The 22,702-nt window shown below is 51.0% G+C and carries 14 protein-coding genes; 3 read left to right on the top strand and 11 right to left on the bottom strand.

What is annotated here, in order from left to right:
- Positions 1-4,233, top strand: coding sequence for a 2-hydroxyacyl-CoA dehydratase (locus DMN77_RS19405; protein ID WP_179016066.1), 4,233 nt, complete (start codon positions 1-3; stop codon positions 4,231-4,233).
- The gene (locus tag DMN77_RS19400) at positions 4,230-4,817 is read left to right on the top strand and encodes a TetR/AcrR family transcriptional regulator (RefSeq protein ID WP_068781122.1); all 588 of its coding nucleotides are present in this window, start codon (positions 4,230-4,232) and stop codon (positions 4,815-4,817) included. Before DMN77_RS19405 ends, DMN77_RS19400 begins: the two co-directional genes overlap by 4 nt.
- Positions 4,818-4,932: 115 nt before the next feature.
- On the opposite strand, the gene DMN77_RS19395 is transcribed toward DMN77_RS19400, so the two are convergent.
- From DMN77_RS19395 to DMN77_RS19350, 10 genes are all read right to left on the bottom strand, one after another.
- Entirely contained in the window at positions 4,933-6,138 is a 1,206-nt protein-coding gene (locus DMN77_RS19395; protein WP_179016065.1) for a response regulator, read from the bottom strand.
- A complete protein-coding gene (locus tag DMN77_RS19390; RefSeq protein WP_372776236.1) occupies positions 6,135-7,817 on the bottom strand; it encodes a sensor histidine kinase in 1,683 nt (560 codons plus the stop codon). Before DMN77_RS19390 ends, DMN77_RS19395 begins: the two co-directional genes overlap by 4 nt.
- Before the next feature lie 159 nt (positions 7,818-7,976).
- Complete coding sequence (locus tag DMN77_RS19385; protein WP_082790105.1) at positions 7,977-8,858, bottom strand: carbohydrate ABC transporter permease; 882 nt, start codon at positions 8,856-8,858, stop codon at positions 7,977-7,979.
- An 18-nt stretch (positions 8,859-8,876) separates the two neighbouring features.
- Positions 8,877-9,770: a carbohydrate ABC transporter permease gene (locus tag DMN77_RS19380; RefSeq protein ID WP_179016063.1), complete on the bottom strand. Its 894-nt coding sequence runs from the start codon at positions 9,768-9,770 to the stop codon at positions 8,877-8,879.
- A gap of 105 nt (positions 9,771-9,875) precedes the next feature.
- Entirely contained in the window at positions 9,876-11,249 is a 1,374-nt protein-coding gene (locus DMN77_RS19375) for an extracellular solute-binding protein (protein ID WP_068781118.1), read from the bottom strand.
- 191 nt (positions 11,250-11,440) lie between these two features.
- A complete protein-coding gene (locus tag DMN77_RS19370) occupies positions 11,441-12,664 on the bottom strand; it encodes an MFS transporter (RefSeq protein WP_256872495.1) in 1,224 nt (407 codons plus the stop codon).
- Between the two features lie 14 nt (positions 12,665-12,678).
- The gene (locus DMN77_RS19365) at positions 12,679-14,484 is read right to left on the bottom strand and encodes an ABC transporter ATP-binding protein (protein WP_256872494.1); all 1,806 of its coding nucleotides are present in this window, start codon (positions 14,482-14,484) and stop codon (positions 12,679-12,681) included.
- A 104-nt stretch (positions 14,485-14,588) separates the two neighbouring features.
- Positions 14,589-15,143 carry a MarR family winged helix-turn-helix transcriptional regulator gene (locus DMN77_RS19360; protein WP_179016090.1) on the bottom strand — a complete coding sequence of 185 codons (555 nt, stop codon included), beginning with the start codon at positions 15,141-15,143 and terminating at the stop codon, positions 14,589-14,591.
- Between the two features lie 214 nt (positions 15,144-15,357).
- Positions 15,358-17,082: an assimilatory sulfite reductase (NADPH) hemoprotein subunit gene (cysI, locus tag DMN77_RS19355; protein WP_179016062.1), complete on the bottom strand. Its 1,725-nt coding sequence runs from the start codon at positions 17,080-17,082 to the stop codon at positions 15,358-15,360.
- 117 nt (positions 17,083-17,199) lie between these two features.
- On the bottom strand, positions 17,200-19,104 hold the full coding sequence (locus DMN77_RS19350) for an assimilatory sulfite reductase (NADPH) flavoprotein subunit (RefSeq protein WP_179016061.1): 1,905 nt from the start codon (positions 19,102-19,104) through the stop codon (positions 17,200-17,202).
- Between the two features lie 317 nt (positions 19,105-19,421).
- Between DMN77_RS19350 and DMN77_RS19345 the strand changes: the two genes are divergently transcribed.
- Positions 19,422-20,651 carry an aminopeptidase gene (locus DMN77_RS19345; protein ID WP_179016060.1) on the top strand — a complete coding sequence of 410 codons (1,230 nt, stop codon included), beginning with the start codon at positions 19,422-19,424 and terminating at the stop codon, positions 20,649-20,651.
- A 297-nt stretch (positions 20,652-20,948) separates the two neighbouring features.
- Here the strand turns inward: DMN77_RS19345 and DMN77_RS19340 are convergent, their stop codons facing one another.
- Entirely contained in the window at positions 20,949-22,655 is a 1,707-nt protein-coding gene (locus tag DMN77_RS19340) for a proline--tRNA ligase (RefSeq protein WP_179016059.1), read from the bottom strand.
- Positions 22,656-22,702 lie beyond the last annotated feature (47 nt).

Genomic DNA, 22,702 nt, shown 5'->3' with positions numbered 1-22,702 from the left:
ATGCTACTTCACATTGGACTGGATATTGGTTCAACTACAACTAAACTGGTTGCCATTACAGCAAATGGCGAGATCATACATCAGAGATACGGCAGACATTATGCGGATGTGAAAGGTACGACCTTGCAAATGCTAAATGATGTAAAGGCTGAATTTCCGGACGCTGCCGTATCGATGAACATAGCCGGCTCTGCAGGACTATCCTTGGCAGAGCATGTGGGACTGCCCTTCGTTCAGGAGGTTATCGCCTGCACAGAGGCCGTCGAGCAATACATACCCGCCACCGATGTTGTCATTGAGCTGGGCGGCGAAGACGCCAAAATCATTTATTTCACCGGCGGGCTGGAGCAGCGAATGAATTCCGCCTGCGCCGGAGGCACTGGCGCTTTCATTGATCAAATCGCCGCTTTGCTAAAGACCGATGCGGAGGGAATGAACGAGCTGGCCAAAGGCTGCAAGACGATCTATCCGATCGCTTCCCGCTGCGGCGTGTTCGCCAAGACCGATGTGCAGCCACTGCTCAATGAAGGCGCCCGCAAAGAGGATATCGCCGCCTCCGTATTCCAGAGCGTCGTTACACAGACGATCAGCGGGCTGGCCTGCGGGCGTCCGATTCGCGGCAACATCGCTTTTCTCGGCGGCCCGCTGACCTATTTATCCGAGCTGCGCCAGCGCTTCGCCGAGACGCTGAAGATCGCTGACAAATCGGTCATCTTCCCCGCGAACAGTCTCTATTTCGTAGCACTCGGCGCAGCCATCAAGAGCCGCGGCAATGAGCCGATTGCGATCAGCGATCTATGCTCGCGCTTCGAGAGCTTTACGATGATGGGCAGAAGCCGCAGCACCGCCCCCCTTCCCCGCCTGTTCCAGGATGAATGGGAACTGCAGCAGTTCCGTGAGCGCCATGCCCAAGCCTCGGTCCCCAAGGGGGAGCTGATAAGTTATGGCGGCCCCCTCTTCCTCGGAATCGATGCGGGTTCCACGACTACCAAGATCGTGCTGACCGGAACGGATGATGAGCTGCTCGATACGTTCTACGACAGCAATCACGGGAATCCGCTGGAATCGGTACGCAGCGGTCTGCAGGCAATGTATCGCGAGCTTTCAAGCGATGTCTACATCGCAAATGCCGCGGTAACGGGCTATGGCGAGGGATTGATCAAAGCCGCATTCCAGATCGATATCGGCGAAATCGAGACGGTGGCCCACTACAAAACGGCGGCCCGCTTCTCTCCGAACGTGGATTTTAACCTCGATATCGGCGGCAAGGACATGAAATGCATCAAGATCAAAAACGGAGCGATCGATGGACTGATGCTGAATGAAGCCTGCTCCGCCGGATGCGGCTCCTTCCTGGAGAGCTTCTCCGGTTCGCTTAACGTGCCGATCAAGCAGTTCGCGGAAGCGGCGCTGCTTGCCGATGAGCCGGTTGGCCTCGGCTCGCGCTGCACTGTCTTTATGAACTCCAAGGTGAAGCAGGTACAGAAAGAAGGCGTCTCCTTGGCCAATCTGTCCGCGGGGCTCTCCTATTCCGTCATCAAAAATGCGATCCAGAAAGTGCTGAAGCTGCGCAATACCGAGGAGCTTGGCGAGAACATCATCGTTCAAGGCGGGACATTTTACAATGAAGCGGTGTTAAGGGCCTTCGAGCTGCTGATAGGCAAGCAGGTTGTTCGGCCGGATATCGCCGGGATGATGGGTGCCTATGGCTGCGCCTTGATCGCCAAGGAGCAATACAAGGACGGATCAAGCGGCCTGTTGTCGCTATCCGAGCTTGGGGAATTCACCTGCTCGGTATCCCATAGCCGCTGCGGTCTATGCGGCAATAACTGCTCCCTGACGATCAATCGCTTCCAGGACAAGCGCTTCTTCATCACCGGCAATCGCTGTGAACGCGGCGCCGGCATGCGCAAAGAGAAAAGCAATCTGCCCAATCTTTATGAATATAAATATGACCGGATCTTCGGCTATGAATCACTGCCTGTTGAAGAAGCAATGCGCGGCACGGTCGGAATTCCAAGAGTTCTCAATATGTATGAGAATTATCCATTCTGGCACACCTTCTTCAAAAAGCTTGGTTACTGTGTGATCCTCTCGCCTCGTTCCAGCAAGAAATTGTATGAGCGGGGCATGGAATCGATCCCTTCCGAGTCCGTCTGCTACCCGGCCAAATTAACTCATGGCCATGTGGACAGCCTGATCGACCAGAAGGTCGATTTCATCTTCTACCCTTCGGTCGTCTATGAACATAAAGAAGATGAAGAAGCGAGGAATCATTTCAATTGTCCGGTGGTCACCTCCTATCCTGAAGTAATCCGCGTTAACATGGATCGACTCAAGGAGGCGGGCATTCCGTATGTTCAGGCCTTCCTGACTTTGGATAACCCGAAATCACTCAAGCAAGAGCTGGCAAATACTTTTACACAGATCCCGCGTAAGGAAATAAATGAAGCCGTGGATGCCGCCCTTGCAGAAGCAGATGCCGTCAGGCGGGATATTCGCCGCAAGGGTGAGGAAACGCTGCGTTTCCTGGAGGAGAGCGGAACAAAGGGGATTGTGCTCGCCGGCAGACCCTATCATGTTGATCCGGAAATTCACCACGGGATTCCCGAGTTAATCAATACGTACGGGTTGGCGGTATTAACCGAGGATTCTATCGCCCATCTTGCCGAGCCGGCCAATGATCTGCGTGTTGTCAATCAATGGACCTATCATTCCCGTCTCTATCGCGCGGCCAGGGTAGTTGCCAAGCGCGAGGAGGTCGAGCTCGTACAGTTGAATTCCTTTGGCTGCGGTCTTGATGCGGTGACGGCCGACATGGTTCAGGAGATACTGGAAAGCAACCGGAAGATGTATACGATGATCAAGATCGATGAGATTAACAATCTTGGAGCCGCCCGCATTCGAATCCGGTCGCTGCTGGCCGCGATGAAAGAGCGTGAGCATAAGACTGTGAGAGCGGATCGGACAGAGACGCTATCCGGCGGTACAGTCCTGTTCACGGAGGAAATGAAGCAGAATTATACGATTCTGATCCCGCAAATGTCGCCGATTCATTTTGAATTATATGAGGCGGTGCTGAACAGTGAAGGCTATCGGGCTGAGCTGATCCCGGAAGTGACGCCGGATACGATCGATGAAGGACTGCGCTTCGTGAATAATGATGCCTGCTACCCGGCGATCCTGACCATCGGCCAGCTCGTTCATGCCCTGAGAAGCGGCAAATATGACGTCCATCGCACGGCAGTTATTATGTCTCAGACAGGCGGAGCTTGCCGCGCTACAAATTATATCGCGCTGCTGCGCAAAGCGCTTAAGGATGCCGGCCTGGAACAGATTCCGGTCATCTCGCTGAATGCGGTCGGCCTGGAGAAGCATCCCGGCTTTGAATTCTCGCTAGGCCTGATCAAGAAGCTGATTGCGGCTACCGTGTATGGCGATGCCCTGATGCGGGTCAGAAACCGGATCCGCCCCTACGAGCTTCAAGCGGGCAGCACCGATGACCTGTTCCGTAAATGGATGGACACTTGCCGTGCTTCGCTATATCATTTCAGCTTCCGAATTTACAGGAGCAACCTCGCCCGGATTGTGCAGGACTTCGACACGTTGCCGATTGCAAATCAGCGTAAGCCGCGAATCGGTGTCGTTGGCGAGATCCTCGTCAAATTCCATCCCGGAGCTAATAACCATATTGTGGAGCTGATTGAACAGGAAGGCGCAGAAGCGGCGATCCCCGACATTCTCGACTTCTTCCTCTACTGCAGCTACGGGCCGATGTACAAAGGCCAGCATCTCGGCAAGAGCAAGCTGGGAATCGCAGGCGGACGCAGCGCGATTTATTTCCTGGAGCAGTTCCGCAAGCCGCTCAAGGATGCACTGCTGGTAAGCGAGCGCTTTACCGCGCCGCTGACGATCTTCGAGCTGGCCGATAAGGCGAGCCGGCTGCTGTCTGTCGGCAATCAAGCCGGGGAAGGCTGGTTCCTGACCGCGGAGATGATGGAGCTGATTGAGAGCGGAGTAACGAATATCGCCTGCATTCAGCCGTTCGCCTGTCTGCCGAATCATGTTACAGGACGTGGAATGCTTAAGGGCCTTAAGGAGTTGTATCCAGCAGCTAACATTACAGCGATTGACTATGATGCCAGCGAAACGGAGGTCAATCAGATCAACCGTCTGAAGCTGATGCTGGCCACTGCATTCAAAAATATTGAAAGAGCCGGGGTGAGCCTATGAAGCAGTCATCTAAAGAACATGAATTATCAGCGAAAGAGCATATTTTAAAGGTCACTCATGATTATATTATGCAGACCGGCTTTGAATCCGTAACGACAAGGAAAATCGCGGCACTGGCAAACGTAAATATTGCGATGGTGAATTACTATTTCGGCTCCAAGGATAAGCTGTTAAACGAGACGATCAAGACGATCCTCAACTCATATAAGGGCTGCTTCTCCATTCTGGATCAAGTGGAACTGCCCGCCAAGAGGCGCATGGAGATCTTCCTGACCGAATACGCCAGAACCTTTCAGAAATATCCGGAGCTTCTGAGGCAAATTGTAAGGCATAGCAGCTTCCCGTTTGACTCCCAATTTGAGTTCGCTCATTATGTGAAGACAATGGGATTTCCAAAAGTAACCGCTGTCCTGAAAGAAATGACAAATGAGCTGGACCCGGACAAGCTGATACTGACGAGCGTGCAGATTTTTGGCGCTTTGCTCTTCCCCATCCTGATGGAGCCGATTATCGGTCCGATGTATCATTGCCCTATGCCTGATCTTGAGCAGCAGGTTGCGGATATTCTAAGTAGAATATCATAGCTCAGGAAAAGTTAAAACCGGAGCAGCCCCATTTTGAAATCAGGGCTGCTCCGGTTTTTTGCGCTAATTCGTACATATGGTTATCTAGGATGGGCTACGCCGACCGGCTCCATCATTAGCTCCAGGAAAGGCGGTGCCCCTCTCCCTTCCCGGAATCGCCCAGCTGGCGATAGTCGCTTGGAGTCATGTTATATTTGCGACGGAACACCTGGGAGAAATGCCTCATATCCTGATAGCCCACCTTCTCCGCGACCTCGGAAATTTTCAGGCCCGGTTGGCTCAGCAAGCGCCGCGCTTCCTCCATTCGCAGATGGATAATATAGTCCTTAAACCCTTGTCCCACCTTCTGTTTAAACAACTGGCTAAAATAAACCGGATTTAGAAAGACGACGGAAGATACTTTCTCAAGCGTAAGCTCCTCCTGATAGTGAGCTCGGATATATTTTAGCGCCAGTTCAATGGCTTCATTGTTATGATTATTATCATGCTCGGGCTCGTTGAATTGATCGATTGCCGCTTTCTTCAGAAGCTCAACCTGGCTCGGAATGAGGGAGAAATTGTCCAGCTCCTCCGAGGCGATGATCCGGAATGGCACCTTCAAGCAGTGCTTCAGCTGGGTCCTCAGTTCATCAAGCAGCACAGGCAGCTGGTGTGGCAAATCCGGTGTTACCAGGCCTACGAGATGACAGAGCGAAGCGCTGGCTACGACACCATAGCCAATATTGTCGATCAACTCCGTCAACACATTTTCCACAATAAAATGCTCCAGATGTCCGGATCGCTTCTGTTCGATTTGTACCATCACCACATAGAAATAAGGCGGCTCCTCCAGCAACGCGTTCAAATCGATACCGCCAAGGTCCAATCCGGTAATCAGCCTGGTTAGTGCGCCCTCCCGAAGCAGGCGCACATTCTGCCGCAACAAATGCGTCTCCTTGGAGCGCAGCGTGCTTTGCTCAATTTCCTCGCTAAGCTGCTCCACCATATCGATTAACGCTTCTTTGCCGATTGGCTTAAGCAGGTAATCCCGGGCGCCAAGGCGCACCGCTTCGCGGGCATAGGCAAATTCGGAATAAGCCGAGATGACCACCCATTTGACATGAGGGTGTCTGCTGCGAGACAGCTCCATCAGTTCAAGCCCTGTCATGCCAGGCATTCGTACATCCGTTAAGACCAGGTCGATAGACTCGGTTCTGAGCAGCCAGGCCGCTTCATCCGCTTTCGCAGCCAAATGAACGGAATATTCAGGAAAATGATGAGCTAACGTACGTTGAATCCCTTCGCGGATGATGCTCTCATCATCAACAACCAAAATGTTCATACCTCTGCTCCTCTCGTATCGGATCTTGGCATTACAACAATAACTTTGGTTCCTTGCCCCGCTTCGCTATGTAGAATGAGACCATAGGGCTCGCCGAACATCAGCCTTAATCTTTGATCAACATTAAAAAGCCCTATACCGCGGCGGCTTACAGCCAATCCCTCCACTTGCTCGATCTTCATCTGCGGTTCCAGCTCGTGCTCGGCTCCGTGGCGGCCGGGAAGCAATATATCCGAGAGGCGCTCCAGGGTAGCCGTGTCCATGCCCACCCCATCATCCTCTACGATCAACAGCAGGCGGTCTTCACATTCCTCACTATAGACATGCAGCGTGCCCGATTGGGCCAGCGGTTCAAGGCCGTATTTTACAGCGTTCTCGATAATCGGCTGCAGCGTCATTTTTGGAATTTTGGAATCCAGATGCTGCGGTGGAACCGAAATATTTACATGCAATCTCTCACCGAGACGAGTCTCGATAATCGTCAAGTAATTGCGCATTTGCTCCAGCTCATTGCCCAGCGGGGAACTGCCACCTTCCTCCCATTCGCTGTTATAGCGGAACATGCGGGACAAGGCCAGGATAACCCGGCCCAGACGGTCATTTTCCCGTTCATCCAGCATCCAATAGATCATATCAAGCGTATTAAACAGGAAATGCGGGTTCACCTGGGTCTGAAGCGCTTGAAGCTGGGCGCTCTTCTCGCTGATCGATGCCAGCTTAATCCGCTCGATCAGGTCATCGATTCGTCCGACCATCCGGTTGAAGGAAGCGACAAGCACATTAATCTCTTCATAGGAACCGGCCTTCACTTCCCCGCGGAAGTTCCCCATCTCTACCTGCTTCATTTGACGGATCAGTCGCTTAAATGGCAGGGAGAAGGTCCGCGGGATGAAGCCGGCCAGAAATGTAGCGGCGATAATGACGCCAATAACGACAGACATTAGATACTGTCTGGTCTTCCTCAATTCAAGCTGCATATCCGACATCGGGGTCTGACTAATTAACGTCCATTCCGGTTTTTGAATCGGCGCGGCCGTAAGCAAGGAGCCGTTCATTTCCTGGTTTCGGATGCCGTCGATACGCGCTGTAGAAGGCCAGTTCTGCGGAATGCCCGTCTCCTCCCCACCCTGAGCGGTGCTGATGATCTCCATTCCATGTTCATCGCGGATCGCCACAATGCTGCCTGCTCCCAGACTGGCATTGGATAACGCGGAGATGATCGCGGAAGCATCCGTCTCGATCAGCACGACGCCGATCTTCTTAAGCTCGGTCAGCTCGAACAGCTGACGGCCAAAAGCGAAGACCGGCTTGTCGAATCCCCCGCTCATCAGCGACTGAGGGTACACCCCCAGCCATTTCATCTCCCCGGAAGACTGACGCAGCATCCGGAACCAGGCCGTCTCCGCATATTCGCGAACCATTCCGCCCATAGAACGTTCATAGCTGTATACCCGGCCGGAATAGGTAACAATATGAATCCCTACGATATCATCACGCGAATAAAAGATTGCCCCTAATGTATCGGTAATCCGTTGATCATTATTAACTTGCACCACCGGATTATCTTTATTGCCGCGATCCTGCAGGAGACGAATCAACTCGGTATTGCTGTTCAGCGATTTAGTAACGCTGTCATAGCTTTTTAACAGCAAATCAAATAACCCCGCGGTCTGAGACATGTTCTTCTCCGCAATGTCACTCACCTTGGTTCGTATTTGCTCGGTCGCCCGTTGATAGTATAAATAAGTCGTTATTAATACTAAAGCTAGCATACCTACTAATAATAGTAGAAACAGACGGGTATGAATTGAACGGAAGCTTCTCATAGTAAACCTATTTTACCCTTTGACGGCCCCGGCGACCATCCCCTTCGTAATCTTCTCTGCGAGCAGGAAGTAGATCAGGATGACAGGCAGTGCTCCGAGCACGAGGAAGGCCCCAATTCCCCCATAATTGACCGAATATTGGCTGACGAAGCTGTATACGCCAAAAGGTAATGTTTTTAACCGCTCGGCTGTAACGAAGGTGGCAGCCAGGATGTATTCATTCCAAATATTAATGAAAGTCAGTATGCAGACAGTCATCATCGGCGGAACCGATATCGGCAGTGCGATATTCCAATAAATCCGGAAGACGCCCGATCCGTCTACAATGGCTGATTCTTCGATCTCGTGCGGAATCGAGCGCATGAAGCCGCTAATGATAAATACGGCAATTGGCGTCTGAAAAGCCATATAAGGCAAAATGAGCGACAGATGCGTATTCAAAATCCCCAGATGCTTGAAAATGATCATCAGCGGAAGCAAGGTGCCCTGCATCGGGATCATCATCCCAACGAGGAACACCATCAATACCACATTCGCAAATTTCCAACGGAATCTGGCGATGGCGAATCCAGTCAGCGAAGCCAGTACAATAACACAGAGCATCGTTACAGAAGTAACAAATAGACTATTCAGCAAATAGCGGAAATACTGCCCGCCTCCGAGCGCATCGCTGTAATTCTGCCATTGCAGACTGGCTGGCAAGGCGAAGAAGCTTCCGGAGAGAATCTCCTCGTTCGTCTTCAAGGAATAGATCAGCAGCCACAGCAAAGGATAGAGCTGAGTAACGATCAGGATCGCGAAGATCACATAGACGATGGAAGTGGTTATTGAGAAGCGTCTATGTCTATAATTCCGCACAGTAGGTTTCCGCAGGACAGGTGCCGTGTGACTCATCTTATCTCCCCCTCTCTTCTATGAATACCGTTTGTCCAGCTTGCTGAACAAACCGTTGATAATAATCGTTGCTGCCAGACATAGAATGACCAGGAAAGAAGCGATCGCACTGCCGTATCCGTACTTCATGGATAAGAACGACATATTGTACATCAGGCTGGCCACGACCTCTGTCGCATGTGCCGGACCTCCGCCGGTCATCACCATAATCAAGTCAAAAGATTGCAGCGAACCGATAAACGATAGCACCACCGAAATTTTGAAAATCGGCACGATCAGCGGCAGCGTAATGTAACGATCTGCCTTCAGTCCGCTGGCGCCATCGATCTTGGCCGCTTCGTAAATATCGGAAGGAATATTCTGAATGCCGGTAAATTGAATCAGAATATGATAGCCAAGATACTGCCATAAAGCGACGACGATCACGGAATAGACCGCTATCTTCGGCTCGGTCAACCAGGAGTGCGTCCAACTGTTAAGCCCTAATGACTCCAGAATCTGATTAATCATTCCGCCCATCGAAGCCGGATTGTAAATAGTCTTCCACAGTTGTCCAATCACGACAACGGATAGAATGACGGGCAGAAAGTAGCTGGAGACGAGAAAGTTGGGCTTCCTGACATAGCGGCTGATTAATATCGCTATACATAAAGCCAGAGGCAGCTGCACGCACATGGATACTCCGGCAAGCAGCATGGTTCTTCCAACAGCGGGCCAGAATATAGGATCGTTTGTCAGCATTTTCTCGAAATTTTTAAGACCGATAAACTTAGCCGCGCCGATCCCGTTCCAATCCAGCAGGCCGCTGTAGAAGGAGACAAGAATCGGCACGAATACCAGCAAGCTGTATATGAATAGACAAGGCAGCACAAACGCAGCGATCTTCCATCCGGACACCTTAAGCACATTCATGATGTTCCCTCCTATCTAGACGTTAATGTAGAGCAAGGAGAAGCAAGGAGACCGAAGAGAGCTTGGGATTTCCAGCTTTCTTCCGGTCTCCTTCCTCAGCGTCTGTTATTCTTTATTCTCTTCGTAGGCCGTCTGATGCTCTTTTGCAACTACGCCCGCATCTGTCTTGGATACGAACAGATTCTGAATGCTGCTTAGATGAGCCTGTGCCGTACCCGGGTTCATCGTATTATCGAAGGCGAGGTCTCCCCCTTTAACATCCTTGAACAGTTTCAGAACTTCCATCGCCATATCGGAATATCCGGCCGCTTTGAAATCACCGTCCACCGTCTGCGCCAGACCGATCGCGCCTTTCAGATTGAACATTTCCTTCGGATAGTTGACCAGGAAGTAGTTCAGGAAGTCGAGGGTCTCCTCCAAATGCTTGCTGTCCTTGGAGACGGCGAACGCGCTGCCCGGAGCAAGCATGAATTCATCCGGATTTCCCTTGCCGTTAACGGTCGGGAACTTGAACACACCGACATTTTGATTCTCGTTAGCTGTCGATTCCTCAATACCGCCCGTAGCCCAGCTGCCCATAAAATACATCGCGGCTTTGCCTGTCTTGAACAAGTTCTCGCCTGCGTTATAGTCGAAGGACGTTGCTCCTTCCTGGAAGGCTCCAGCCTGCACCAGATCTTCAAAGGCATTAACCGCTTCGGTGAACGCCGGATCTTCAAAAGTCTTCTTGCCATCGATCACATCCTGGAGGAAGCCGGGGCCGCCATTCGTACGGAGCAGAATATTCATAAACAGGAAGGAACCGGTCCAGGAATCCTTCTCGCCGATCGCCATCGGCTGAATGCCCTTCGCCTTAAGCTGCTTCACCACATCAACCATTTCCTCGAAGGTGGTAGGAACCTTGACCCCGCCTTCTTCGAACATCTTCTTGTTGTAATAGACAATGGCGATATTGTTGCCGTCCGGAAGCGCATAGAGATTGTTGTCGAAGGTGTAATAATCCAGAATGCCTTCTTGGAAGGTTCCCTTCAGTCCATTTTTCTCTACCATCTCGTTGAGCGGTGCAAACAGGCCTGCATCCACAAATGGCTTCATCTGCGCAGCCGGGTTAACGATCGTAATGTCCGGCACTTCCTTGGAAGCCGCCTGAGTTTTCAGCTTGACCTTCTGCTGGTCGGTATTCAGCGAATCCAGCTCAATTTTGACATTTGGATGCTCGGCTTCATAATTGGCAACAACCGTGCGAAGCATTTTGTACTTCGGATCGGTCGGATCCGGATAAATGTTCTGGAAAGTAATCTTGACCTCTTTCTTGCTCGTGTCTTCTTTGTTGCCGGCGTTCGTCTGACTGTTCGTGCTGCCCTCATTCTTCCCGCCATTGTTGCTGCTAGCGCTTCCATTATTGCCGCTGCCGCAAGCAGCCAGTCCCAAAGTCAGTGCGCTGGCAAGCAGTGCAATCATCAGTGGCTTGAACTTCATCCCGTAAATCCCCCTTAGCCAATATTTAATCTCTAGCTTCATTATGTTGTAAGCGGGATCATCTCACAATGCGTGATCTTAAGGAGTCATGTTTGTAAAATTAAGATTTTTCCAAAAAAACCGGGTCATCCCAGATCAAGCTGGAGATTTCCCGGTTTGCAGATATTACCTAGTTGAATTCTTTATGATAATTACAAATCTAAATCTACGGGGACAACCGCCTGTTTCACTTCATCGGCCTCCTCCCGGTTAATAAGCATAGCGGCCAATAAACCGACGCACAGGATGCAAGCTAGCAGAATAAATGTAATCAGGTAGTTGCCGCTCTTCATGGAATAGAGTGAAATCACCGGACCGAAGCTGGTACCAGTAAACAATATAAACGTATAGACGGATACTGCTATTCCGCGCATCTTCCCTCCCAATTGGCCTACAAGCGAAACCAGGGAAGGCACGGCAATGGCGATGCCTGATACAAAGATGATACTCATGATAACCAGCAGCGGCAGATGAGAGATCATTCCCATAGAAGCCAAGCCGATGATTGCCAGCAACAACCCGGCCCGCAGCGTAACACGCACACCCAGCCGCTTGGATATTCTGCCTGCGAAGGGAGACACGAGCATGCCCAATATGCCAATCATTCGCACATAGAGGATCTCTTGCTTGCTCAGTTCAAAGGGAACTTGGCTCAAATAATTGCCGAGCACCGTATACATGCTTACAAATGACATAAGCAGTACAAACGCTACCAAATAGCATAGCAGCAACTGCTTCCGGACAAATACTTTGCCGATTTGCTTCATAGGTTCCCAGATATTAGCATGGGCTTGCTGGATGCCTCCTTTTGGAAGCAAGAAGAACACCACGGCCGCGGTTAATGCGTACACTATTGCCAGGGTATAAAACACAGCATTCCATCCGTATTGCTCACTGATTACACTGCTGATTACTTGCCCCACGATCCCTGCTGCCAGAAATCCCGTACTTATAAACCCGATTGTTGTAACCCGTTTTTCCGCCGGATACATTTCCACCGCATAGGCAAGTGAAACCGGGGAGAAGGTTGCAGCCGCAGCACCTTGCAGTCCCCTTAGAACCAAGACCCAGGTAAATTGATGAACAAATCCAAGTATGAAAGAGATCATCGCCAGAAAAAGCAGTCCTGCGAAAATAACGGGTTTCCGCCCGTATTTATCCGATAGAGCGCCATAGATTAAGCACCCGAGGGCAAAGCCAATTGAAAAGGTGCTTCCCGCAGCAGCTGCCTGTGTCTCGGAAATACTGAAAAGCTGCGCGAACACGGAAATAAGCGGAATGGTGACATATAAGCTGGACATGACTACGAGTCCGGACCAGCATAGAATGACGGTCATGAGTGAATAGTTTCTTGCTCTATTAGTTTGTTTAATCATTGCACACCTCTAATTTAATATAGTTCATAGACAGATTTTGCCGGAAATTGCATCTCATACAGCGCCTTGTATCTTCCCTTTTGCCGCAGCAGTGTCTCATGATTCCCCAGCTCTATGATCTGTCCGTGCTCCAGGACAACGATCTGATCTGCGCTTTGAATTGTCGAAAGCCGATGGGCAATCACCAGACAGGTCCGCCCTGGCAGAAGCAAGGATAACGCACGCTGGATATGCTGTTCCGACTCCGTATCAAGGGACGCCGTAGCTTCGTCCAGAATAAGGATACGTGGATTGGTCAAGAAGGCTCTGGCCATGGACAGCCTTTGCTTTTGCCCGCCTGAGAGCTTGACCCCTCTTTCCCCAACGGGCGTCTCATACCCTTGAGGAAATTCAGCAATAAATTCATGCGCGTTCGCAGCGACTGCCGCCGCCTGAATTTCCTCGGCTGTTGCTTCCGGCTTGCCGTATGCAATATTTTCACGAATTGTTCCGTTCAATAGAATGACTTCCTGCGACACAATCCCCATTTGCTGACGCAGTGATTTCATCGTCACATCCGTTAACGAATATCCGTCAATATAGATATCGCCTCGTTGAACGTCGTACAGACGGGCAATCAGAGAAGCAATCGTTGATTTGCCTGAGCCTGATGAGCCAACCAGCGCAGTCGTCTGATTACGCCGCAGCCGCAAGTGGAAGTTCTGCAGAATCGGTCTTCCCTCCTCATAAGCAAACCCTACATCATCGAACACAATATCCCCCTGAACAGGAGGGAGTACTATCGCATCTTCCTTATCGCAAACCCTTGGGACAACCTCCAGCACTTCTTGAATCCGCTCGAAGGCGGCTGCAGATTGCTGTAGCTTGGTTATTAATCGGCTGAAGGAACGGATGGGCGCTTGCAGCAGGCGCAAGTAGGCCAAGTAAGCGACAATCTCACCTACAGTCATACGGTTGTGCATGATCTGCCATGCTCCAAACAGGAGTACTACGGTCATGCCTATAAGGTTAAACCAGTTGATTATAGGCGCGAAGATGGCTGATAAGCGAGACGCCGCTACGATGGCTGCCCGGTGCTGCTCACTCCATTTTGCGAACTCCATGGCTTCCTTATCCTCACTTGCAAATGACTTGACCATACGAATGCCTGACAATGTATCTTGAAGTGAGTTATTTAATTCCGCAGATATTTGCCGGACTGTTCGATAGGCTCTTTTAATGCGCAGACTGAAAAATCGCGATGTAATGAATAGAAAAGGCAAAGTAATTAAAGTCAGCAGCGCCAGCTTCCAATCGGTATAAAACAAGTAGCCGACAATCGCAATAAAAGTAATCATGTCTGCGAGGATAGAAAGACTGTCAGCGGAAACCAGCTCTTGCAGTTGATTGACATCCCCCGTTAACCTTGCCATTAAGTCGCCTGTACGATTGCGGTCGAAAAACGTCAAATCCAAACTTAGGGTGTGCTTATACAGCTTGTTCCGCAATTGGAGGATAGCTCTCTGACTAACAAGCGTCATCACGTAACTGCTGCCGAAATTAAACGCCCCCAGCAGCAAGCCTGCCAACACAATAAGCCCTCCCGTTTCCAACAATGCGTTATACCTCTTAGCAGGTATAATCTGATCAATAATGTTCTTGGTTAGCTGTGGAATCATAAATTCTAGCACGGAGATGGCAATAACAGAAATAGCGCCAAGCATCAGCAGGCTCCATTGTGACCTGGTGTGCATGAACATCTCCTTCACCATCATGCGCAGCGTAACCCAATGAGGTGTACGCGCTTTCTGTTGATGCATGGAACCTTGTGTTCGTCTCATGTTTGATCACGTACTTTCATTTCAATATAAGCGTAAATAGTTGATTAAGATTAACTGGATCGTATTTCATGTAATTAGATTATCTAACTATATGTTCAAAAAAATTATCTTCCTGCCCCCAGCCGATTTTCGATGTTTTTATTTAACTTGGCCAGGACGCTTCTCAACACCTCCTGCTCTTCTTTAGTTAATTCCTCTACCATAGATGCGCAGGTCGACCAGAAGTTAGGCAATACTCGCTGCAGCAGCGATCTGCCTTCCGGGCTGATGCGGACATGGGTCATGCGGCCGTCCTTGGCATAGGGCTCGCGGATAATCCAATTCCTCTGCTCCAGCCAGATCAGCAATGACGTCACTGAGGAGCGGCGTATGCCGAGCCGAGCCGCAATTGATGATGGTGTAACCAACTCTTTATCCGCGTGAAGCGATAATAACATTAACAGATCGAGCTTGCTCTCGGTGATATCAAAAGCAGATAAGTCTTCATCCACTAGGTCGAGTACGTTATCCCCCAGCCACAGCATGACCAATCCCAAATGAGCCGCGTTCTGATCCGTCTCGGATGAGGCAGTATGCTCCATAAGCTTCAAATACGGATCTATTCCCAGTTTAGGCAAATGCTGCTCTGTTGTGTATTCTTTGGCCGGCTTTCTATTCATCATGCACACCTCCTTGCCCATATAGTTAGATTATCTAATTATATGTAATATAACCTACTTTTTTTCTCTTGACAAGTCAGATCAATCACATTTTCGGATGGTCTATACTCCGTCAGCCTGAATCCATCCATCAGATCGTCATGGGACATATCTTCCCTGTACGAAGAACAGCAGCCCCGCTTGAAGCCGGAGCTGCTGCCTTACTTGTAATCATTTATGCATGAAAATCAAGGCCGGAGCGAACTTCCTTGACGTAGCCGCTGCGGATGACGAAATCGCCAAAGTGCTCCCCTGTCCGTCTATCTGCTGCAAAGTGCTTGAGGATCGGCGAAAGTGAATCCAAAATTTCCGCTTCGCCGATATTTTCCTTGAACAGCTTGCTTAAGCGGTCACCGGCGAAGCCGCCGCCCAAATACATATTGTATTTGCCAGGCGCTTTGCCGATGAAGGCAATCTCGGCTAATGCCGGTCTGGCGCAGCCGTTCGGGCATCCGGTCATGCGGATGACGATGTCCTCCTCCACCAGCCCCACCTCCTGCAGCATCGGCTCGATCTTATCCAGCAAGGAAGGCAGGTAACGCTCTGATTCAGCCATCGCCAGACCGCAGGTCGGAAAAGCGACGCAAGCCATCGAATTTCTGCGCAAGGCTGTGTAGTTAGCCCCATCGGATAATCCGTGCTGCTGGATGAGCTCGTTAATCTTTTTCTTCTTATGACTGGACACCCTGCCAATCACCAGGTTCTGGTTCGCGGTCAAGCGGAAATCCCCCTGATGGATTTTGGCAATCTCCTTAAGACCGGTTTTAAGCAAGTAGCCTTCCTCATCCTTAATACGTCCATTCTGAATAAATAATGTATAATGCCATTTGCCGTCGCTGCCCTTCACCCAGCCATAACGGTCGCCGTTATGCTCAAAATGGTACGGGCGCGCATCCTCCAGACTCCAGCCGAGCCGCTTTGTCAATTCTTCGATGAACCAATCGATACCGCGATCATCGATCGTGTATTTGAAGCGGGCATGCTTGCGCACCGCACGATCACCATAATCGCGTTGAATCGTTACCGTCTTCTCCGCCAGGTCCACAACCTGCTCCGGTCGGCAAAAGCCAATCAACTGCCCTACCTGCGGATAAGTATGGGTATCTCCGTGGGTCATGCCCATGCCTCCGCCAACCGTTATGTTGAAGCCCTGCAGCTTGCCATTCTCCACGATCGCGATAAGGCCAAGATCCTGTGAATAGACATCTACATCATTGGAAGGTGGAACAGCAACGCCGATTTTGAATTTCCGCGGCAAATAGACCGCGCCATAAATCGGCTCCTGTTCTTGCTCCTTGCTCGGCGTCCCCTCCACCTTCTCCCCGTCCAGCCAAATCTCATGGTAGGCGAGCGTTCTTGGCTCAAGATGCCTGCTCAGCTCGCTGGCCCAGGCATAGACCTGCTCATGAATCTCCGACTGGTACGGATTCGGGTTGCACATTACGTTGCGGTTTACGTCTCCACAGGCAGCAATCGTCGTTAATAAGGAATCATTGACCTCCTTGATCGTCTGCTTCAAATTCCATTTCAAGAGCCCGTGCAATTGGAAGGATTGCCGCGTCGTTAAGCGAATCGTGCCATTTCCGTAGCGATCGGACAAGGAATCCATCATCAGCCATTGATCCGGTGTCACAACTCCACCCGCAGCGCGGACGCGAAGCATAAATTGATAAGCCGGCTCCAGCTTCTGCTTATTACGCTCATTGCGCAAATCACGGTCATCCTGCATATAGCTGCCGTGAAACTTCATTAATCGGTTATCATCCTCCGGGATGGACGCGGTAATGCGATCCTCCAGCGTCTCCCGCAGATTGCCGCGCAAATAGTTGCTGCTGCGCTTAATATCCTCCGCATCGCTATGCGGCGCACTGTTCGGCGATAGTAAGTTATTGTCTGACATCGGCCATTCTCCTTTCGCAAGCCTTAGGGGTAGTCCATAAGTCCACTTGAAAAACGCATGCTTGAAGTACAAGCTTCGCTGCTGAAAGCGGACTTTTGGGCCCTCTACAATACTCTTTTAGTACACATCTCTTAAGTAACGCTTCTCCTGGTGCATCCCGGCCAAATATTGCCCAGCCTGCTCTGCATTCAAGGCTCCCTCACGTTCAATGATTTGAAGCAGCGTCGCCTGAACGTCATGAGCCATTCTTTTCTCATCTCCACAGACGTAAACAACGGCCCCCTCTTCCAGCCAGGCGAACAGCTCGCGGCTGTGCTCCAGCATACGATGCTGTACGTACACCTTCTCGGTCGTATCCCGGGAGAAGGCTACATCCATCCGGGTGAGGACGCCGTCCTTCAGCCAGCGCTGCCATTCAATCTGATAGAGGAAATCAGTCGTGAAATGCTGATCCCCATAGAAAAGCCATGATTTTCCGGTTGCCCCTGTCTCTTCCCGTTCTCCCAGGAACGCTCTGAACGGAGCTACGCCGGTGCCAGGGCCGATCATAATAATCGGTGTATCCGGATGCTCCGGAAGCCGGAATTGATCGTTTTGCTGAATGTATACCGGCAGGTGCTCGCCTACCTCTGCACGCTGTGCCAGCTGCGTTGAGCAGACGCCGTACCGTTCCCGGCCATAGCTCTCATAGTTCACCGTACGTACCGTAATATGAACCTCCTCCGGATAGGCGGTTGGACTGCTGGAGATCGAATACTGGCGGGGGGGTATTTTTCGTAAAAGAGCTGTAATTTCCTGCGCCGAATGCCCTTTTAACGAGAAATCCTGTATCAGATCCAGCAAGTCGCGCCCGTTCAGATACGATTTCAGCTCCGCCTCATGCCCAGGCTGTACTAGCTCTTGCAACCGGGCATTCCCGGTTAAGGCCGCGGCCTGGGTTAACAACGGTTTCGTTAATACTGTAATTTCATAATGGGTCAACAGAGCATCGCCAACCGACCTCTGCTCGCCGTTCTTGTTGATCGTCACGGTTTCCTGACCCGACCAGCCCATCGCTTCCAGGATATCCGTAACGAGCTGTGGATGATTCTCCGGGTAAATAGCCAGGCAATCGCCTGGTTGATACTGCAAACCTGAGCCTTCCAACGATAACTCAATATGCCGTGTCTCGCGTTTTGAGCCGCGTCCGTTGAGGTTCAGATTTTCAAGGATCTCAGCCTGAAAAGGATTTGTACGGGAGTATGCGGAGGAGTTTCCGCCGGTCTGATCTCCCGCAATCTGAGACGTGCTGACGTGGACAGCACCCCCCGCGGTCGTCGCGTGCCCTGCATTTAGCGCAGCCAGAACTTGATTCATCCATTCCGCCGCTGCCTCATCAAAGTCGACATCGCAATCCGCCCGTTCAACGATTCGCTTGCCGCCAAGCTCCTCCAGACGTTGATCAAAATCCTTGCCTGTTTGACAGAAAAATTCATAGGACGTATCACCCAGCGCCAGTACTGAAAACTCCAGCCCTTCGAGCTTTGGAGCCCGTTTGCTGTGCAGGAACTCGTAAAATGAGATCGCTGCATCCGGCGGCTCGCCTTCCCCATGCGTACTGACCAGGAGCAGAAGTCTCTCCATCTTCTTCAACTGGTTGGGCTTCAAATCTCCCATCGAGACCGTCGTTACCTGGAAGCCTTCTCCCTCCAGTCTGCTTGACAGCTGCTGCGCCAGCCCTTTCGCATTACCAGTTTGACTGCCGTATAACACCGTCACTTCTTTGGATGCCGGAGCCCCCGCCTGCACTGCTGAAGAAGGCTCACTTGCCGTAAGCATCGCAAAATCCGCCGTACTTACAGTTGCTGTCTGACCAGCTGCCGCTGAGGCTATTGGAGCCGCTTCTACTGCGGTAGTTCCCAGCAGTGCCGTGAGATAACCGCTCAGCCACACCCGCTGTGAATCGTTCAGGCCCGGTAACAAACGATTTAGCAGATCAACCTGCTCTTCATTAAAAGGACTATTCGTAACTTGCAAGACCAATATCTTCACCCCGTCCAACGTGCACATTTTAAGAAGGTTGTTCAAAAAGCCCGCTCTAGACAAAAACGATCTGCTTGAACACACATTTTAAATTCCAAGTATTTATATCAGAATTGTATAAACTGAAATTAACATAGCATGGATACGAGGTCAATTAGAATGATCTTATGGTATTTATCAATAATATTGATAAAGTCAGCCGGCCCTCCTTATATAACCTCATCCCGGAAGATTGCGTTATAATGGAGATCGGGTCCTTTTAGAGGGCTTGGTGTACAATTGTACTGAAGACAAGCGAGTCCAAGGAGGAATAAACAGTGGATAACTTCAATCAATTATTAGAAAAATACGCTGAGCTGGTAGTAAAGGTAGGCGTTAATATTCAGCCGGGACAGCTGCTGATCGTACAAGCCCCGATAGAAACGGTAGACTTGACGCGTCAGATCGTCGGCAAGGCCTATGAGGCTGGAGCTAAGCTTGTCCAGGTGGAGTGGATCGACGAGATGATCTCGCGAATTAGATATGAAAAGGCGTCAGAGGGCTCCTTCAGCTTCTACCCGAAGTGGGAAGCCGACAAAATGGAGCAGTTTGCGGAAGCGGGTGGCGCTCTGCTGCATATTAAAGTGCCTGACCCGGAGCTGCTTCATGGAGTTGATAGCTGGCGAGTATCTACCGCGGTGAAAGCAGCGGCCATTGCCCGTGAGAAATTCAGCCAATATACACGCAACAATATCATCAGCTGGTCGCTGATCAAAGCCCCAACCCGCGCTTGGGCCGACAAGGTATTTGCCGATCTTCCGGAAGAACAACGAATCGAGGCGATGTGGAAGGCGGTCTTTGCCATAAATCGGGTTGGTGACGGTGATCCGGTTCTGGCTTGGCAGGAACATATCAAGCAGCTCAAAGAACGTCAGGAGTTCATGAACAACAAGCGCTACCGCAGCTTGCATTACCGGGCACCGGGTACCGATCTGCGCGTTGAGCTGCCGGAAGGCTATAAGTGGCTTGGCGGAGGGGACGTAAATGCTTCCGGCACTTATTTTGTCGCTAATATGCCGACCGAGGAGATCTATACCATGCCGCATCGTACAGGCGTAAATGGGAAGGTTCGCAGTACGCTTCCGCTCAATTTGAACGGCCAGCTGATCGAAGGAATCGAGCTGAAATTTGAGAACGGAAAAGTGACCCGCTTCGATGCCAAATCCGGCCGTGAGCATCTGGCCAAACTGCTGGAGACCGACGAAGGCGCCACCCATCTTGGCGAAGTCGCGCTCGTTCCGCATGATTCCCCGATCTCGCGAATGAACCGGGTGTTCTATAACACCGGAGTCGATGAGAATGCATCCTGTCATTTTGCTCTGGGCAGTGCCTATCCGGTCAATATTGAGGAGGGAACCAAACTGAGCAAGGAACAGCTGCTGGAACGAGGGGCTAACGTGAGCCTGACCCATGTAGATTTCATGGTTGGCTGCGCTGCGCTGGACATTGACGGCGAGCTTCCTGACGGCACGCTTGAACCGGTATTCCGCAAAGGAAATTGGGCCTAAGCCGTAAGCCATGCCGTAGGTTAGACCTGGGGAATGGAGCCACATCTCTGTAACATAGGAATATAGAATCGTTCACTATAGGGACTGTCTCTAAAAAGGTATAACACGAAGATGCAAAACTGCTTAATCCCACCGCTCAAGCGGTCAAAAGTGACCATTAGAGCAAAAAACAAACTAACTACTTTGCCTGGCTAACGGACACTTTTGTCCGGGGCGCCGGGCAACAGCAAGTGAGGCATGTCAAATAAGGGTCGTCATAAAAATCGATTCCCGACTTTTATGACGGCCCCTTTTACATTAAAAAACCTGCGCCTTAACCTGATTAACAACCTCATCGATGGAGACAAACTCACGGTGTCCATTCTTGCGAACAGCTAACTCGACTTCCCCCTGCTCAGCGTTCTTGCCTACAGTAATCCGCAGCGGAATGCCAATCAGGTCTGAGTCCTTAAATTTAACGCCTGCACTTTCATTCCTGTCGTCATACAACACTTCAATCCTATGCTGCACCAGCTCCGCATAAAGTTTGTCCGCAGTTTGAACCTGCTGTTCATTCTTGCTGGAGATTAGAATCAGATGGACTTGGAATGGAGCAACAGGCATAGGCCAGATCATTCCCCGATCATCATGGCCTTGTTCAGCGATCGCGGAGAGCAGCCGCGATATTCCAATACCGTAGCAGCCCATAATCATCGGTTGCTTTTGGCCGGAGCTGTTCAAATAATGAGCTTGCAGCTTCTCGCTGTATTTCGTGCCGAGCTTAAAAATATGCCCCAGCTCTATCCCGCGCGAAAATTGCAGCCGCCCCTGCTGGCAATTCAGGCAACGATCCCCCTCTGTTACGCTGCGGAAGTCACCAACCTGCTCCAGCTTGAAATCCCGTCCGGGACGCACATGAATTTCGTGAACACCGGCTTCATTCCCCCCTGCTATCCCTTCCCCCATACTGGCCACCTCCTGATCCACCAGCACAGGGATTTGGAGTCCGCAAGGGCCAATGGAACCGGCAGGCGCCAGCCCAAGCTCCTGTAAGGCACCCGGATCGACAATTTCGAGACTCACGCTGTTTAAATACTTCATCACCTTAAGTTCATTGACCTGGTGATCACCTCGGACGACTACAGCGACCCTTTGTTGATCCGCCTTATAAACAAGCGTCTTGATAATTTGCTGAGCTTTTACCTGCAGGCCGGCGGCGAGTTCGTCAATGGTGCGGATGCCTGAAGTAAGGATTTTCTCGCGCGGTGGCACTTCGGCCGAAGTCACGACGGGGGCAGCTCCGTCTCGGCCAACAGCAGCTTCTAAATTTGCTGCGTAATCACAGCAAGTACAGGATGCAATCGTATCCTCGCCGATATCGGCCAAGGCCATAAATTCATGGGTCTCCCCTTCTCCGCCAATCGCTCCCGCATCTGCCTCCACAGCTCTGCAATTCAGCTCCATACGCTCAAAGATGCGCTCATAGGCCCCATACATTTTCCGATAGGAACGATCTAATCCCTCCCAATCTGTGTCAAAAGAATAGGCATCCTTCATCACAAATTCCCGTCCGCGCAGCAATCCGAATCTTGGACGACGCTCATCTCTGAATTTGGTCTGAATCTGGTACAGCGTAACCGGCAGTTTGCGATAGGAGTTCATCTCATCCCGCACCAAAGCCGTAATAACTTCCTCATGCGTGGGTCCGAGAACGAACTCCCGTTCATTGCGGTCAGATAGACGCATCAACTCGGGACCATATACATCATATCGTCCTGACTCCTTCCAGAGATCGGCAGGCTGGAGCGCCGGCATCAGTATTTCCTGGACTCCGATCAGCTCCATCTCCTCACGAATCATCCCCTCTATCTTGCGCAATACTCGTCGGCCCAGCGGCAGATAGGTGTAGATCCCTGCGGCCAGTTGCCGAATAAATCCGCCTCTCAGCAGCCATTCATGACTCGCCGTCTCCGCTTCCGCAGGCGATTCTCGTAACGTGTTCAGCAGCAAAGTGCTCTGTCGCATTGTAACAACCTCCTTGTTATAAAAAACAAAAAGACACATTCGTTAGG

Origin of the sequence: Paenibacillus sp. 79R4 (genome assembly GCF_013393165.1) — a bacterium.
GTDB lineage: Bacteria > Bacillota > Bacilli > Paenibacillales > Paenibacillaceae > Fontibacillus.
This window is presented reverse-complemented; position numbering and strand designations above follow the sequence as displayed.

Excerpts from the sequence above, each read along its gene's own strand:
- DMN77_RS19405 (WP_179016066.1), top strand. The coding sequence starts at position 1 with ATGCTACTTCACATTGGACTGGATATTGGTTCAACTACAACTAAACTG.
- DMN77_RS19400 (WP_068781122.1), top strand. The coding sequence starts at position 4,230 with ATGAAGCAGTCATCTAAAGAACATGAATTATCAGCGAAAGAGCATATT.
- DMN77_RS19395 (WP_179016065.1), bottom strand. The coding sequence starts at position 6,138 with ATGAACATTTTGGTTGTTGATGATGAGAGCATCATCCGCGAAGGGATT.
- DMN77_RS19390 (WP_372776236.1), bottom strand. The coding sequence starts at position 7,817 with ATGTCTCAGACCGCGGGGTTATTTGATTTGCTGTTAAAAAGCTATGAC.
- DMN77_RS19385 (WP_082790105.1), bottom strand. The coding sequence starts at position 8,858 with ATGAGTCACACGGCACCTGTCCTGCGGAAACCTACTGTGCGGAATTAT.
- DMN77_RS19380 (WP_179016063.1), bottom strand. The coding sequence starts at position 9,770 with ATGAATGTGCTTAAGGTGTCCGGATGGAAGATCGCTGCGTTTGTGCTG.
- DMN77_RS19375 (WP_068781118.1), bottom strand. The coding sequence starts at position 11,249 with ATGAAGTTCAAGCCACTGATGATTGCACTGCTTGCCAGCGCACTGACT.
- DMN77_RS19370 (WP_256872495.1), bottom strand. The coding sequence starts at position 12,664 with ATGATTAAACAAACTAATAGAGCAAGAAACTATTCACTCATGACCGTC.
- DMN77_RS19365 (WP_256872494.1), bottom strand. The coding sequence starts at position 14,484 with ATGAGACGAACACAAGGTTCCATGCATCAACAGAAAGCGCGTACACCT.
- DMN77_RS19360 (WP_179016090.1), bottom strand. The coding sequence starts at position 15,143 with ATGAATAGAAAGCCGGCCAAAGAATACACAACAGAGCAGCATTTGCCT.
- cysI (WP_179016062.1), bottom strand. The coding sequence starts at position 17,082 with ATGTCAGACAATAACTTACTATCGCCGAACAGTGCGCCGCATAGCGAT.
- DMN77_RS19340 (WP_179016059.1), bottom strand. The coding sequence starts at position 22,655 with ATGCGACAGAGCACTTTGCTGCTGAACACGTTACGAGAATCGCCTGCG.